Raw genomic sequence first — 13,741 nt, 5'->3', positions numbered from 1 at the left:
GAGGGAAATACCCGGCATATATGCCAGAAATCCCAGCATAATACTACAAAATATGAATTTTTCAAGGTACTATAGGTACAGGGCACAACTAATTATATAGTTTCGACCCCAACATCATTATGAATAAATTATTACAAAAATAAATTTACAATAAGAGAGTTTTCCAGTATAATGACAGAGAACTGTGAAGAGAAAAGATAAAAGGAGATAGGAATGAATCAGAAAGATATTGATCGTATCAACGAATTATATCATAAATCAAAAAGCGTGGGTCTCACTGATGCGGAGGCCGCAGAGCAGAAGAAGCTTCGGAGAGACTATGTTCTGGCGATCCGGAGAAATTTAAGAGGCGAGTTAAACAATATTTCCATTCAGAATGAGGATGGCTCCATCACAAATCTTGGAGAAAAATACGGCAAAAAATATTCCAGCAATTAGCGGGAGAAAGCAGGTGATACCATGTCACAAAGCAGCAGCAAAGAGGCATTGAGAAAAGAGATGCGCAGGCGGAGAAATGATCTTACGCTGACGCAGATTCATGAGCAGACCAGAAAATGTTTTGATAATCTCATCGAACTTCCAGAGTTCCAGAAAAGCGAGTGGATATATTCTTATATGGCCATTGGTTCGGAAGTAGACACCATTGACCTGATCTGTGATTTTATCCGGATGGGTAAAAAAGTGGCGGTACCAAAAGTAGAGGATGATGAGATAGCATTTTATGAGATTCAGTCTATCAAAGACTGCCGGCCGGGCGAGTTCGGGATTCTGGAGCCCGCTTCCTATAAAGCGCCGGCGGATGATCCGGGATTGATTTTACTTCCGGGACTTGCCTTTGACGAGAGGGGCAACCGTCTTGGTTATGGCGGCGGTTATTATGATAAATTTTTGAGGAGTCATGCTGATTATCCATGCGCGGCGCTGGCCTACGAGATTCAGATTCTCAATAATCTGCCTCATGAAGAGCATGATAAGCCGGTGGATTACATTATAACGCCGGAGAGGATCATCAACTGCCGCAGATAAAAAGTACTTGTACTCGAAAACAATTTGTGATATAGCGACAGATGCAGCCGAACAGGAAAAATTGTTTGGCTGCATCAAAACAAATAAATACAGGCAGATGAGAATGGTAGTGAGATTATTTCCGTAATCGCAGCGAAGGTTATTATTACGGGAGAACTCACTGCCTTTTTTGTTGCCGGAAGCAGATAAAATGATTTTTGGAAAAATTTTTGCCGGAAAAGATGAAAAAACTGTATAGGACAGAATGCTTTTTAACGCTGTTTCTGCGGGTGTTAACATCAGAAAGATTTAATAAGCAAAATATTACAAAATGAAAGACTGACAACAGAAAAATTCATTATCTTAGAACGTAAAAATAGATAAAAAATGAAATCAGAAAAAAGAAAGAAAAGTAATTGTGCCAAAATTTATACAATGTATTTTGCCTATTCTGAAATAGTACATAAAAAAATAAATAATTTAAGAGAAAAATCATTAATTAACACCAAAAAAATACGAAAAATCATAAAAAATGGTCAATGAAAAAAATTTGTTTAAGATTTGTTTAAAAAATAAGGTTGACTTTTTGTTTGAAAGGGATATGATTAAATCAACAAAAGTCGAGATACAACTTTTGCCATTTTCAAACAAAAAATGAAAAAGGAGGTTGTAAAAACTGCAAAAAGAAAAAATAAGTGAGAGAAGATTTTAAAGGATTTTAAACAGAAAAATGAAGGAGGATATGCCAGTGGAAGCGCTCGTAGGGCAATTGATGGAAGAATTGAATTGCGAGGTTGTCTTTACACTTCCGATATTGGGTGGTATTCCCGTATCAGAAGCTGTTGTTGTATCCTGGATAATCATGGCCGTTCTTTTTCTGGTCTGTTTTATTTTTGTCCGGGGATTTGATGTGACACATCCCGGTAAAAAGCAGATTGTTCTGGAAACCGCCGTTTCCGGTATCTATCATTTCTTTGATGAGATTCTGGGAGAGGCAGGAAGAGATTACGTGCCATACCTCATGTCTGTCGCTATTTATGTGGGTGCGTCCAATCTGATTGGATTGTTTGGGTTTAAGCCGCCTACTAAGGATATCAATGTGACAGCGGCACTTGCTCTGATGAGTATTGTGCTCATTGAGGTTGCCGGCATACGAAAAAAGGGCGGCAAAGGGTGGCTCAAAAGTTTTGCGGAGCCGATAGCCATTGTTGCACCGATTAATGTTCTGGAAATCTTTATCAGGCCGCTGTCTCTGTGCATGCGTCTGTTTGGCAATGTTCTTGGTTCTTTTGTCATCATGGAACTGCTCAAACAGGTTGTGCCGGCTGTGCTGCCTGTGGTCTTCAGTGCATATTTTGATATCTTTGACGGCATCATTCAGGCATACGTTTTCGTTTTCCTGACAGCATTGTTTGTAAAGGAAGCGATCGAATAACAACTGATCATGAAAGACAATAAGCAGTCTTTTATGGTAAATGGCGTGCTTCATAATTGAAAACAAAGTGTATGAACAAATGAAGCAGCAGACATTTAAAAATGAGTAGTAGAAAAGGAGAAACAAATTATGTCAACATTATTAGTAGCAATCGGAGCAGGTATCGCAGTTTTAACAGGTCTTGGAGCAGGTCTTGGAATTGGTAAGGCAACATCTTCTGCAGTGGATGCCATCGCAAGACAGCCTGAGGCAGAAGGAAAGATCAGCAAATCCCTTCTTTTAGGATGTGCTCTGGCAGAGGCAACTGCTATTTACGGTTTTGTTATCGCTCTGCTGATCATTCTTTTCCTGGGATAATGATATGCAGGAATCCGGAGGGCTTATTAATCAGAGAAGAAACAAGAATGCAGGTGAAAGTACATGCTTAGTTTAGATGGATGGACTTTATTTTTTACTGTTCTCAATGTGATTGTCCTGTTTGTGGGGCTCAGGCTGCTTCTTTTTAAGCCGGTTTTAAAAATCATCAGCCAGAGAGAGGAAATGATCAAAACCCAGCTGAAGGAAGCTGCCGCCAAAGAACAGCAGGCGGAACAGTTGAAAAATGATTATCAGGAGAAATTAAAAGATGCCGGACATAAGGCAGAAGAGATCATCGCGCAGGCTAAGTCCAGAGCAGCCCGGGAACAGAGTGAGGCTGCTGTGAAGGCAAAAGAAGAGGCCGAAAAAATGCTTGAAAAAGCAAGGGAAGAGATTCGTACCGAGCAGGAGCAGGCAAGAAAAGAGGTGCAGGCGGATATCGCAATTCTGGCCATGGAGGCGGCAAGAAAAATAATGAAGACAGGTGATGTTCATGACGCAGCGGGCAAATAATTATGCGGCGGCACTGTATGAGCTGACAGATGACAAAGCTGCAGTGGATGTGCTGCGGACGCTGTTTGAGGAAACGCCGCTTCTGGGAGACGTTCTGGCAGATCCAATGATTTCTCTTGACAAAAAGCATCAGATTATTAATGATATTGCAGATCAGGCGGAACTTCCGGTAAACATAAAGAATTTTCTGAAATATTTATGTGATCATACGGACAGTGATCTGATTCTGGAGATTATCGGAGAATATGATATCCTGTGGGAGGATAAACATAATATTATCCGGGCAGAGCTTTATTTTGCGGAGACACCTGATGAGGAAGAAATGACAAAAACCATGGATTTTCTCCGAAAGGAATATCCCGGCAGGGATATCCGGACAAAGCTCTTCATCAGGGATGATCTGCTGGGAGGACTTCTCATCCGCGTCGGACATATGGAATACGACTGGAGTTATGAAGGACGGCTCAGACAGCTTGAAAGAAAGTTAACAGTGAGGTGAAGATTGTGGGTGCAATCAGTGCGACAGATATTATATCTATTATCCGCAGTGAGATAGAGAATTATGACTGGGACATGGAAAGCCGGGAGACGGGAAGCGTTATCTGGGTGGGCGATGGTATCGCCACCATTTACGGTATCGACCATGCGATGTATGGTGAAATTATTCTCTTTGAGAACGGGGTAAAAGGTATGGTTCAGGATATCCGCGAGAACGAAATCGGATGTATTTTATTCGGAAAGGATACCGGAATCAAAGAAGGAACAAAGGTAACTAGAACGAAAAAGAGAGCGGGAATACCGGTTGGCGATGCTTTCATCGGAAGAGTGATCAATGCGCTTGGAGAACCAATCGACGGGAAGGGCGCGATCAAGGAGGACGGATACCGCGCGATAGAAGAGGATGCGCCGGGAATTGTTGACCGGCAGCCGGTGGATGCACCCATGGAGACGGGAATTCTTTCCATTGACGCCATGTTCCCGATTGGCAGAGGGCAAAGAGAGCTGATCATTGGAGACCGTCAGACAGGTAAAACATCAATTGCGACGGATACGATCCTCAATCAGAAAGGCAAAGATGTCATCTGTATTTATGTGGCCATCGGACAGAAGGCGTCCAGTGTCGCCAAACTGGTATCCATGTTAGAGACTCATGGCGCTATGGATTATACGATCGTGCTGAATTCCACTGCCAGTGATCCCGCGTCATTGCAGTACATTGCCCCGTATGCCGGAACGGCTCTCGGCGAGTATTTTATGTACAAGGGCAAAGATGTGCTGATCGTTTACGATGATTTATCGAAGCATGCGGTGGCGTATCGTGCGATTTCTTTGCTGCTGGAACGTTCTCCGGGGCGGGAAGCGTATCCTGGCGATGTATTCTATTTACATTCAAGACTCCTGGAGCGCTCCAGTCATCTGAGCGATGAGCTGGGCGGCGGTTCGATCACGGCGCTGCCGATTATAGAGACGCAGGCGGGTGATGTGTCCGCTTATATTCCAACCAATGTGATTTCCATCACGGATGGTCAGATTTTCCTGGAAAGCAACTTATTTAATTCCGGTATTCGGCCGGCGGTCAATGTTGGTCTGTCTGTGTCCCGTGTAGGTGGAGCTGCTCAGACGAAAGCAATGAAGAAGGCGTCCGGAAGTATTCGTATAGATCTGGCCCAGTACAGAGAAATGGAAGTGTTCACACAGTTTGCTTCTGATCTGGACGACGCCACGAAAGCGCAGCTTCAGCACGGAAGCGCACTGATGGAGCTTTTAAAACAGCCGCTTTGCGCGCCGCTTTCCCTGTGGGAACAGGTCGTCACTCTTTGTATGGCCAGTGACGGTGTCTTTGATAAGGTAGAAACCAGAAAAGTGAAGGCATACCAGAAGGAAATACTTGATTTTATGAGTGTTCATCACAAAAAACTTTGTGACGCCATTGAAAATGACAAGGTACTCACAGATGAGATGAAGACCGAGATTAAAGAAGCTGCGGTACAGTTCCAGGCAAAGCAGAGTGAAAAATAAAAGATAAGCGGGTGTTTGTATGGCAAATATGAAAGAAATTCAGGAGAGGATGAAGAGCATTCGTGATACTATGAAGATTACCAATGCCATGTATATGATTTCCTCTTCCAAATTAAAAAAAGCAAAAAAGAGTCTGGAAGATACCGAACCGTATTTTTATACATTGCAGTCAACAATGGCCCGTATTCTCCGGCATATTCCGGAGATGGAAGATATTTATTTCGAAAATCCTGCCTGTGTAAAAACGCTGGAGGATACCCGTGCAGGTTTTCTGGTGGTAACGGCGGATAAAGGAATGGCCGGCGCTTATAATCATAATGTCATACGTCTGGCAGAAGAGGAGATGGCGAAATACAGAGATCCGCGTCTTCTTGTGGTGGGCGAACAGGGAAGACATTATTTTGAGCAAAAAGGTGTCGACATCTATAAAGAGTTTCGCTATACTGTCCAAAATCCGACACTGCACCGGGCAAGGTCCATTCGAAATGAGATTCTTTCTCATTATCTGAACGGTGAGCTGGATAAGATCTTTATTGTGTTTACCAGACAGATTAATGCTGTGCAGGCGGAAGCCGAGATGATGCAGCTTCTGCCTCTGAAAAAGGCGGACTACAAAATGGAACTGCCGCCGGGAATCACCATATCGGAGCTTCTGCTTCGTCCGTCGCCAAATGAAGTGATGGACAAAATCGTGCCGAACTATATCGTAGGTTTTATCTATGGCGCGCTGGTGGAGGCTTACTGCAGTGAACAGAGTTCCCGAATGGCAGCGATGGAGTCGGCGACTACCAGTGCAAAGGATATGCTCCATGAACTGGATATTCTTTATAACCGGGTACGTCAGGCAGCTATCACGCAGGAGATTACTGAGGTGATTGGCGGTGTCCGGGCTCAGAAGAAGAAAAAGCGCTGATCCGACGCAAAATACCCGTCGGACGGCATTCTGCCAGAATGTGCACGAAGCATTCTGATATAATTATTTGACCGAGAGGAGGCTGCATGTTGAAGATCGGAAAGATTGTGCAGGTCATGGGACCTGTAGTGGACGTATTATTTGAAGATAACGACCTTCCGGCTATCAAAGATGCACTGGAAGTAGATAATAATGGAAAAAACTGTGTCATGGAAGTGGCACAGCATATTGGAAATAATGTGGTGCGCTGTATTATGCTGGCGCCAAGTGAAGGGCTGCACCGGGACATGGAGGTTCGTGCCACGGGCAGCGGCATCACAGTCCCTGTGGGAGAGCAGACGTTGGGACGTCTGTTCAATGTTCTCGGACAGGCCATTGACGGGGGCGAGCAGCCGGAAGGTGAGAAATGGGTGATTCACCGGGACCCGCCTTCCTTTGAGGAACAGAGCCCTGCCGTTGAGATTCTGGAAACCGGTATCAAGGTCATTGACCTGCTGGCGCCGTATTCCAAGGGAGGTAAGATCGGTTTGTTCGGCGGCGCCGGCGTAGGAAAGACGGTGCTCATTCAGGAGTTGATTCGGAACGTGGCCACAGAGCACGGCGGATATTCCATCTTCACCGGAGTCGGTGAGCGTTCCAGAGAGGGAAATGACCTCTGGAGAGAGATGAAAGAATCCGGCGTCCTTGAAAAAACAGCGCTGGTATTCGGTCAGATGAACGAGCCGCCGGGAGCACGTATGCGTGTGGCTGAGACGGGACTGACCATGGCGGAATATTTCAGAGACGAGAAGAACCAGAATGTGCTGTTGTTTATTGATAATATTTTCCGTTTTACGCAGGCCGGATCTGAGGTATCTGCCCTGCTGGGCCGTATGCCTTCTGCGGTCGGCTATCAGCCAACCCTTGCCACGGAGATGGGTGACCTGCAGGAGAGAATTACCTCTACAAAGCATGGCTCGGTCACATCAGTGCAGGCTGTTTATGTACCTGCAGATGACCTGACAGACCCTGCCCCTGCTACGACGTTCGCACATCTGGATGCGACTACAGTGCTTTCCAGAAAAATTGTGGAACAGGGTATTTATCCGGCCGTTGACCCGCTGGAGTCTACTTCCCGTATTCTGGAAGCCGACGTTGTGGGCGAAGAACACTACATGGTGGCCAGAAAAGTACAGGAGATTCTGCAGAAATATAAAGAATTGCAGGACATTATCGCGATTCTTGGTATGGAAGAGATTTCCGACGAAGATAAGGTCACAGTATACCGGGCCAGAAAGATCCAGAAGTTCCTTTCTCAGCCATTTCATGTGGCTGAGCAGTTTACCGGTATTTCAGGAGTATATGTTCCTCTGCAGGAAACGATCCGCGGCTTTAAAGCGATTATTGACGGCGAAATGGATGAATATCCGGAAAATGCTTTCTTTAACGTGGGAACCATTGAGGATGTGAAGAAAAAGGCAGAAATACTTACTGCGCAGCAAGCTTAATGGAAACTGGGAGGTGTCCGGATGGCCAATTCATTTTATATGCAGATATTGTCTGTGAATCGGCTCTTTTATTCTGGCCGTTGTGAATCTTTGATTTTTCAGGAGGAAGATGGAGAGAGGGAGATTCAGGCATATCATGAGAATATGATTATCGCTGTTCACGAGGGCGAAATCCGGTTTCGTCCGGAGGACAGCAAAGAGTGGGTTTATGGCGTTGTGGGCGTAGGCTTTGTACAGATCGCCAACAACCGTGTCACCCTGTTGGTAGAGACTGCCGAGAGTCCGGAGGAGATTGATATCCGCCGGGCAGAGGAGGCGAAAGAACGGGCCCTGGAGCAGCTCCGCCAAAAGCAGAGCATTCAGGAATATTACCGCAGCAACGCATCCTTATCCCGTGCGATGTCCAGGCTTAAGGTGGCAAAACGATTCCACAGTTAAAATAACATTAACATATAATAAAGTAAGGAAGTCTTTTGGCAGACCCGGAATACTCCGGCTGCCGGAAGGCTTTTTTTTACAGCAAACTGTATTATTATGTGATGAAATCTGTGGGGAATTCAAATGAATTACCATATTATTTTTACAAATGTAAATATAATAATGAATTTTACCGAAAAATTAAAGATAAAAAAATAAATATTGAAAAAATGATAAAATAATCCCTTGTTTTTGTTGACATCACACTCTCGCTGACGTATAATCAAGAAAAAGGAGGGCAGGTCGGATGAGGAAGGTAGTAGATGATATGCGTCTGATGATTAAAGTATGTGATTTATACTATAATCATAATGTCAGCCAGCAGCAGATTGCCGGCATGCTCAGTCTTTCAAGACCCACGGTTTCCCGGCTGCTTTCGTCAGCCAGAGAAAAGGGGATTGTGCAGATTTCCGTTTCCAATCTTGGCCTGATCAAGTACTGGGAGATGGAGAGACGGCTGGAAGAGATGTACGGTCTTCGGGAAGTGCTGATCGTGGATTCTTCAGATGATTCGGACAGACAGAAAGATCTGCTGGGTAAGGCGGCAGGGCGATATCTTGAGAGTACGATCAAGGATGGCAGTGTTGTGGGGGTTTCCATGGGCTCCACTTTGTATGAGGTTGTCGCTCACATTAACCAGCCTGCGGCGGAGGATGTGACTTTTGTACCGCTGATCGGCGGGATGGGGCAGCTTCGAATGGATCTGCATGCCAATAACCTTGCAGAGACCCTTTCCTATATCTATGACGGAAGATTTGTTCCTCTTCATGCACCCGCCAGGGTGTCAAGCATGAAGATTCGGGAGCAGTTTTTGAAGGAAGAGAGTCTCGCGGAGGCACTTCGTATGTCAAAGAATCTGGATATGGCGATCATCGGCATCGGATGTCCTTATGTGAATTCATCTATTATGGCGACTGGCTATTTCAAGGAGAATGAGAAGGAGTCGTTAAAGGAAAGAGATGCTGTCGGAGATATCTGCATGCAGTTTTACGACATTGAGGGAGATACTTCCCACTTTGAAAAAGATAATAATGTAATCGGCATTGACATTCACAAACTGCGGGATATTCCATATTCCATCGGTGTTGCCGGCGGTATGGATAAGTTTTCTGCAATTCTTGGCGCTGTCAGAGGAGGTTACATTAATATATTAATCACTGATATCCAGTGCGCAGATGCACTGGCTGTCGCACAATAATTATAAGGGGGCAATTATTATGAACGAAATTCTTAACATGAGCATTAACGAGATGCCGCAGACCGAGTTTGACTGTTCCTGTGGACGCCATCACAATTTCAGTGTCCATGATATGGAGATCCGCAAAGGAGCCATCGAAGTACTGCCAAAGATGGCCGCGCCATTCAAAGATGGAAAGATTCTTGTAGTATTTGATAATAACACTTACAAGGTAGCCGGCAAAAAGGCAGTGGAATTGCTGAAAGCAGATGGTTTCAATGTAAAAGAACTGCTGTTTGATACTGGCGATGACATTCTTATTCCGGATGAGAAGACTCTGGGAAGAATTCTTCAGGAACAGGATCTGGATGTGAAGCTGATGGTTGCTGTCGGTTCCGGCGTTATCAACGACTCTGTGAAGTTTGTGACCTCCCGTACCAATCTGCCTTACATTATAGTGGCGACAGCACCGTCCATGGACGGCTATGTGGCAGATGGCGCTCCGATTATCTCTCACGGATACAAATATTCTCCGGTTGCACATCTGACCTACGGTCTCATCGGTGATACAGATATTTTACAGACAGCACCGCAGGATTTGATTCAGGCAGGCTACGGTGATGTGATCGGTAAGATCACTGCCATTGCAGACTGGGATCTTGCAGTAAAAGCCAACGGTGACTATCGCTGCGATACCTGTGTGACTCTGGTTCAGAGAGCTCTGGATAAATGTTTTGACAAGGCGGCAGGATTAAAGACCAGAGATGCAGAATCCCTGGGAGCTCTTCTGGAAGCTCTTACGCTGACAGGCGTAGCCATGGCGCTTGTTAATATTTCCCGTCCTGCATCAGGCGCAGAGCATATGCTTTCTCATTTCTGGGAAATGGATTACATCGCACGCGGTTTGAACCCAAATCATCACGGTATTCAGGTTGGCGTGGCAACTCCTGTGATCGCCCGTTTCTTTGAAGAACTTGAGGACATTCTGCCGGAAGGAACAAAAGAACTGTGTCCGTCCGCAGATGAGATCAAGGCATTACTGGAAAAAGGCGGCGCACCGACCAGTCCAAAAGAGATCGGCATTGACAGAGAGCTGTTCCGTCAGAGCCTCTTAAAAGGATATACGGTTCGTCCGAGATACTCTATCCTGCAGTTTGCCAAGGATCAGGGACGTCTGGAAGAGATCGCAGAGAAGATCACCAAAGAGATTTACGGATAATAATATAGAAGAAATAAGAGGTGCATGTATGCTGAAAAAAGAAGAAGCGCTTAATGGTGTAAAATTATTTGTTCTCGATATGGACGGTACTGTGTATCTGGGTGATCAGCTCATTGACGGAGCGCTGGATTTTATCCACGACGTGGAACAGTCGGAGGACCGGGATTTTATCTTTTTTACCAACAACGCTTCCCGGGTGCCGTCGGTCTACGTGGAAAAACTTCATAAACTGGGGCTTGATGTGGATGAGAGCAAGGTTGTTACAGCAGGAGATGTCTGTGCGGAGTTTCTGAAAGTAAACTATCCGGGAGCAAAGGTGTATCTGAATGGCACTCCGGTTCTGGAAGAAAACTGGAAAGCAAAAGGTATTCATCTTGTTAAAGAAGATCCGGATGTGGCGGTACAGAGCTTTGATACTACCCTTACCTATGAGAAGCTGGATCGTATCTGTCATTATGTGAGAAACGGCGTACCGTTTATCGCTACTCATATGGACACCAATTGCCCGACAGAGTACGGCTTCATGCCGGACTGCGGAGCTATGTGCAGTCTCATTACAGATTCCACAGGAGTGAAGCCTCGTTTTCTGGGCAAGCCTTGGAAAGAGACCGTGGATATGGTGGCGGAGATTACCGGATATAAAGCAGAAGAGATGGCTTTTGTCGGTGATCGCCTGTATACGGATGTGGCGACCGGCGTCAACAACGGCGCAAAAGGATTTCTCGTACTTACAGGTGAAGCGGACATGCAGACGGTAGCAGAATCTGACGTAGAACCGACCTGTATTTACGATTCGCTCAAAGAGATGAGAAAATATCTATAAATATTGTACAAAATAACCAAAGATGTGATATACTTATCTATAGCAGACATCGCGGCGGGAGCCGGAAGGGTTCCCGTCTTCAAGAGAAAGGAGAAGACAATGAAGATTGTATTTGGATGTGACCCGAACGCGGCCGATTTTAAGTTGCAGCTGATGGACTATGTAAAAGGACTGGGACATGAGGTGGCTGATTTTGGCAGTGACGACCCGATTTATGCCAACGTTGCGATCAAATGTGCGAAGGCAGTGGCAGCCGGTGAGTTTGACCGTGGCATCGTAGTATGCGGAACCGGTATTGGCGTATCTATCGCCGCCAACAAAGTAAAGGGAGCTTACGCTGCATGTATCCACGATGTTTATCAGGCTCAGAGAGCAGAGCTCTCCAATCATGCCAATATTATCACTATGGGGGCACAGGTGATTGGTATTGAGCTGGCAAAATGCATGGTTAAAGAATATCTCTCCTGCACTTATGACCCGAACAGCCGGTCCAAAGACAAGGTACAGAGAATTCTTGATTTTGAAAACGAAGAACAATAAAGGCTTTATAGGAGAAAGGAAGACCTGTGTGAAGCGGGTCTTGCAAATAAAAATGTAAAGAAAAACGGAGAAGGGAGTTTAATTATGGCAGAATATTTAATGGGTATCGACGCAGGTACGGGCAGTGTGAGAGTTGCGCTTTATGATTTCCGCGGACAGAACCGTGCATATCATATTGAAGAGTACGCGACCACTTATCCGAGGAACGGATGGGCAGAGCAGGATGACAAAGGCTGGTGGGCAGCGCTTTCCAAAGCAATCCCGGAATGTATTAAAAAAGCTGGTATCGGGCCAGACAATATTGCGGCCATTACCTGTGATGCCACAACCAACACCCTGGTTTATCTGGGAGAAGATGATGAGTCCGTGCGTCCGCCGATTCTCTGGATGGATGTTCGTGCAACAGAAGAAGCCTCTTTTATTGACGAGATTCGTGAAGATTATGAGGCGACCAGATTCTACAAACCAAGTTTCCGTGCCGACACCATGGTGCCGAAGTGTATGTGGGTTAAGAAACATGAGCCGGAAAACTGGGCGAAGACCAAGACGATCATGGAGTTTGAGGACTGGCTGAACTGGAAACTCACCGGTAAGAAGAGCGTTTGTATGTCCATCGCTGCTTTCCGCTGGAATTACGATGACAAGAATGGCGGATATCCGGTAGATTTCTACAATGCGGTAGGCCTTGATGATGTGATTGATAAGTTCCCGAAAGATATTTACAGAGTTGGCGAAGTGATCGGCAATGTCAGCCGCGAAGCTGCGCAGATCTTTGGCCTGAGCACCAAGACAGTCGTTGTGGAAGGTACGGCGGACTGTAATGCATGTATGTTCGGTGTCGGCGGTGTAAGACCGAACGGAATGACATTAATCGGCGGAACATCTACCTGTCTGCTGGGACTTTCTGAGAAAGATTTCCATGTAAATGGCGTAAACGGAACTTATCCAAACTGTATGTATGAAGGAACCAGCCTTCTGGAAGGCGGACAGACCGCAGCCGGATCCATACTGACCTGGTTTAGAAATAACCTTCTTCCTGGTACCTGGGCACAGGAAGCCATGAATAAGGATATGAACATTTATGATTATATCACCGAAAAGGCAAAGACTGTTCCGATCGGCTGTGACGGTCTTGTTATGATGGATTACTTCCAGGGCAATCGTGCGCCTTACTCTGATTCCAAAGCAAGAGGTATGTTCTGGGGACTTTCCATCGGAACCACAACGGCACATCTGGCAAGAGCTATCTACGAAGGCGTTGCCTATGGTGCAAATCACTGTATCGTCAGCATGAAGGAAGCAGGATATGACGTAAAAGAAATCTATGCCTGCGGCGGTCTGGCACAGTCTGATTTCTGGATGCAGATGCATGCGGATATCATCGGCGTACCGATGTATACAACTGTAGAGAACCAGAGTGCAGGATGTCTGGGCGACTGTATCATTGCGGCAAAGGGTATCGGTGTTTATCCAAGCTTTGAAGAAGCTGCAGACAGCATGATTCGTGTTGATAAAGAATATATTCCGGATATGGAAGCTCATAAGGAATATCAGTTCTATATGGAGCGCTACATGGAGACATGGCCGCAGATGCGTGAGATCGTACATAAAACTGTTGATCATAACAATAAATAAGTCGGCTGAAACCAGGGCGGCGGTACCGGAATAGAACAAAAATGGGGCTGTTGCATAAAGATTTTTACTTTATGAGGCAGCCCCTCGTTTTTGTAAAAAATAAAAAGTGTAGAAAAATTACATTTAATCTGAATGCGAAAA

15 protein-coding genes are annotated in these 13,741 nt (G+C 45.5%); all 15 read left to right on the top strand.

The window, feature by feature from the left end:
• Positions 1-213 precede the first annotated feature (213 nt).
• The 15 genes from B5F87_RS08180 to B5F87_RS08105 all read left to right on the top strand — a co-directional run bounded on the left by B5F87_RS08180 (position 214) and on the right by B5F87_RS08105 (position 13,600).
• Positions 214-438: a DUF896 domain-containing protein gene (locus tag B5F87_RS08180; RefSeq protein WP_087279495.1), complete on the top strand. Its 225-nt coding sequence runs from the start codon at positions 214-216 to the stop codon at positions 436-438.
• A gap of 21 nt (positions 439-459) precedes the next feature.
• Positions 460-1,026, top strand: a complete 567-nt coding sequence (locus B5F87_RS08175; protein WP_087279492.1) for a 5-formyltetrahydrofolate cyclo-ligase — start codon at positions 460-462, stop codon at positions 1,024-1,026.
• A 721-nt stretch (positions 1,027-1,747) separates the two neighbouring features.
• The gene (locus B5F87_RS08170; RefSeq protein WP_087279489.1) at positions 1,748-2,440 is read left to right on the top strand and encodes a F0F1 ATP synthase subunit A; all 693 of its coding nucleotides are present in this window, start codon (positions 1,748-1,750) and stop codon (positions 2,438-2,440) included.
• Positions 2,441-2,569: 129 nt separating this feature from the next.
• Positions 2,570-2,797: an ATP synthase F0 subunit C gene (gene atpE, locus B5F87_RS08165; protein ID WP_171900533.1), complete on the top strand. Its 228-nt coding sequence runs from the start codon at positions 2,570-2,572 to the stop codon at positions 2,795-2,797.
• A 63-nt stretch (positions 2,798-2,860) separates the two neighbouring features.
• Positions 2,861-3,310 carry a F0F1 ATP synthase subunit B gene (gene atpF, locus B5F87_RS08160; protein ID WP_087279481.1) on the top strand — a complete coding sequence of 150 codons (450 nt, stop codon included), beginning with the start codon at positions 2,861-2,863 and terminating at the stop codon, positions 3,308-3,310.
• Positions 3,291-3,809, top strand: coding sequence for an ATP synthase F1 subunit delta (atpH, locus tag B5F87_RS08155; protein ID WP_158096996.1), 519 nt, complete (start codon positions 3,291-3,293; stop codon positions 3,807-3,809). Before atpF ends, atpH begins: the two co-directional genes overlap by 20 nt.
• Positions 3,810-3,814: 5 nt before the next feature.
• The gene (atpA, locus tag B5F87_RS08150) at positions 3,815-5,329 is read left to right on the top strand and encodes a F0F1 ATP synthase subunit alpha (protein ID WP_087279542.1); all 1,515 of its coding nucleotides are present in this window, start codon (positions 3,815-3,817) and stop codon (positions 5,327-5,329) included.
• 19 nt (positions 5,330-5,348) lie between these two features.
• Complete coding sequence (gene atpG, locus B5F87_RS08145) at positions 5,349-6,242, top strand: ATP synthase F1 subunit gamma (RefSeq protein ID WP_087279476.1); 894 nt, start codon at positions 5,349-5,351, stop codon at positions 6,240-6,242.
• An 89-nt stretch (positions 6,243-6,331) separates the two neighbouring features.
• Positions 6,332-7,729, top strand: a complete 1,398-nt coding sequence (atpD, locus tag B5F87_RS08140; protein WP_087279538.1) for a F0F1 ATP synthase subunit beta — start codon at positions 6,332-6,334, stop codon at positions 7,727-7,729.
• A gap of 21 nt (positions 7,730-7,750) precedes the next feature.
• Positions 7,751-8,167, top strand: coding sequence for an ATP synthase F1 subunit epsilon (gene atpC / locus B5F87_RS08135; RefSeq protein WP_087279473.1), 417 nt, complete (start codon positions 7,751-7,753; stop codon positions 8,165-8,167).
• Positions 8,168-8,453: 286 nt separating this feature from the next.
• Complete coding sequence (locus B5F87_RS08125) at positions 8,454-9,404, top strand: sugar-binding transcriptional regulator (RefSeq protein ID WP_087279467.1); 951 nt, start codon at positions 8,454-8,456, stop codon at positions 9,402-9,404.
• A 19-nt stretch (positions 9,405-9,423) separates the two neighbouring features.
• Positions 9,424-10,602 carry a sn-glycerol-1-phosphate dehydrogenase gene (locus B5F87_RS08120; protein WP_087279464.1) on the top strand — a complete coding sequence of 393 codons (1,179 nt, stop codon included), beginning with the start codon at positions 9,424-9,426 and terminating at the stop codon, positions 10,600-10,602.
• Positions 10,603-10,630: 28 nt separating this feature from the next.
• On the top strand, positions 10,631-11,425 hold the full coding sequence (locus tag B5F87_RS08115; protein ID WP_087279462.1) for an HAD-IIA family hydrolase: 795 nt from the start codon (positions 10,631-10,633) through the stop codon (positions 11,423-11,425).
• A 99-nt stretch (positions 11,426-11,524) separates the two neighbouring features.
• A complete protein-coding gene (locus tag B5F87_RS08110) occupies positions 11,525-11,965 on the top strand; it encodes an RpiB/LacA/LacB family sugar-phosphate isomerase (protein ID WP_087279458.1) in 441 nt (146 codons plus the stop codon).
• An 84-nt stretch (positions 11,966-12,049) separates the two neighbouring features.
• Complete coding sequence (locus B5F87_RS08105) at positions 12,050-13,600, top strand: FGGY-family carbohydrate kinase (protein WP_087279455.1); 1,551 nt, start codon at positions 12,050-12,052, stop codon at positions 13,598-13,600.
• Positions 13,601-13,741: the final 141 nt, after the last annotated feature.

This window comes from Eubacterium sp. An3, assembly GCF_002159465.1.
GTDB classification, from domain to species: Bacteria; Bacillota; Clostridia; order Lachnospirales; family Lachnospiraceae; genus Anaerobutyricum; species Anaerobutyricum stercoris.
The sequence above is the reverse complement of the archived record's forward strand: the minus strand, read 5'-3'. Positions and strand labels throughout refer to the sequence as shown.

What these genes read in the sequence shown, in the direction of transcription:
- B5F87_RS08180 (WP_087279495.1), top strand. Translation starts at nt 214, where the DNA reads ATGAATCAGAAAGATATTGATCGTATCAACGAATTATATCATAAATCA.
- B5F87_RS08175 (WP_087279492.1), top strand. Translation starts at nt 460, where the DNA reads ATGTCACAAAGCAGCAGCAAAGAGGCATTGAGAAAAGAGATGCGCAGG.
- B5F87_RS08170 (WP_087279489.1), top strand. Translation starts at nt 1,748, where the DNA reads ATGCCAGTGGAAGCGCTCGTAGGGCAATTGATGGAAGAATTGAATTGC.
- atpE (WP_171900533.1), top strand. Translation starts at nt 2,570, where the DNA reads ATGTCAACATTATTAGTAGCAATCGGAGCAGGTATCGCAGTTTTAACA.
- atpF (WP_087279481.1), top strand. Translation starts at nt 2,861, where the DNA reads ATGCTTAGTTTAGATGGATGGACTTTATTTTTTACTGTTCTCAATGTG.
- atpH (WP_158096996.1), top strand. Translation starts at nt 3,291, where the DNA reads ATGACGCAGCGGGCAAATAATTATGCGGCGGCACTGTATGAGCTGACA.
- atpG (WP_087279476.1), top strand. Translation starts at nt 5,349, where the DNA reads ATGGCAAATATGAAAGAAATTCAGGAGAGGATGAAGAGCATTCGTGAT.
- atpC (WP_087279473.1), top strand. Translation starts at nt 7,751, where the DNA reads ATGGCCAATTCATTTTATATGCAGATATTGTCTGTGAATCGGCTCTTT.
- B5F87_RS08125 (WP_087279467.1), top strand. Translation starts at nt 8,454, where the DNA reads ATGAGGAAGGTAGTAGATGATATGCGTCTGATGATTAAAGTATGTGAT.
- B5F87_RS08120 (WP_087279464.1), top strand. Translation starts at nt 9,424, where the DNA reads ATGAACGAAATTCTTAACATGAGCATTAACGAGATGCCGCAGACCGAG.
- B5F87_RS08115 (WP_087279462.1), top strand. Translation starts at nt 10,631, where the DNA reads ATGCTGAAAAAAGAAGAAGCGCTTAATGGTGTAAAATTATTTGTTCTC.
- B5F87_RS08110 (WP_087279458.1), top strand. Translation starts at nt 11,525, where the DNA reads ATGAAGATTGTATTTGGATGTGACCCGAACGCGGCCGATTTTAAGTTG.
- B5F87_RS08105 (WP_087279455.1), top strand. Translation starts at nt 12,050, where the DNA reads ATGGCAGAATATTTAATGGGTATCGACGCAGGTACGGGCAGTGTGAGA.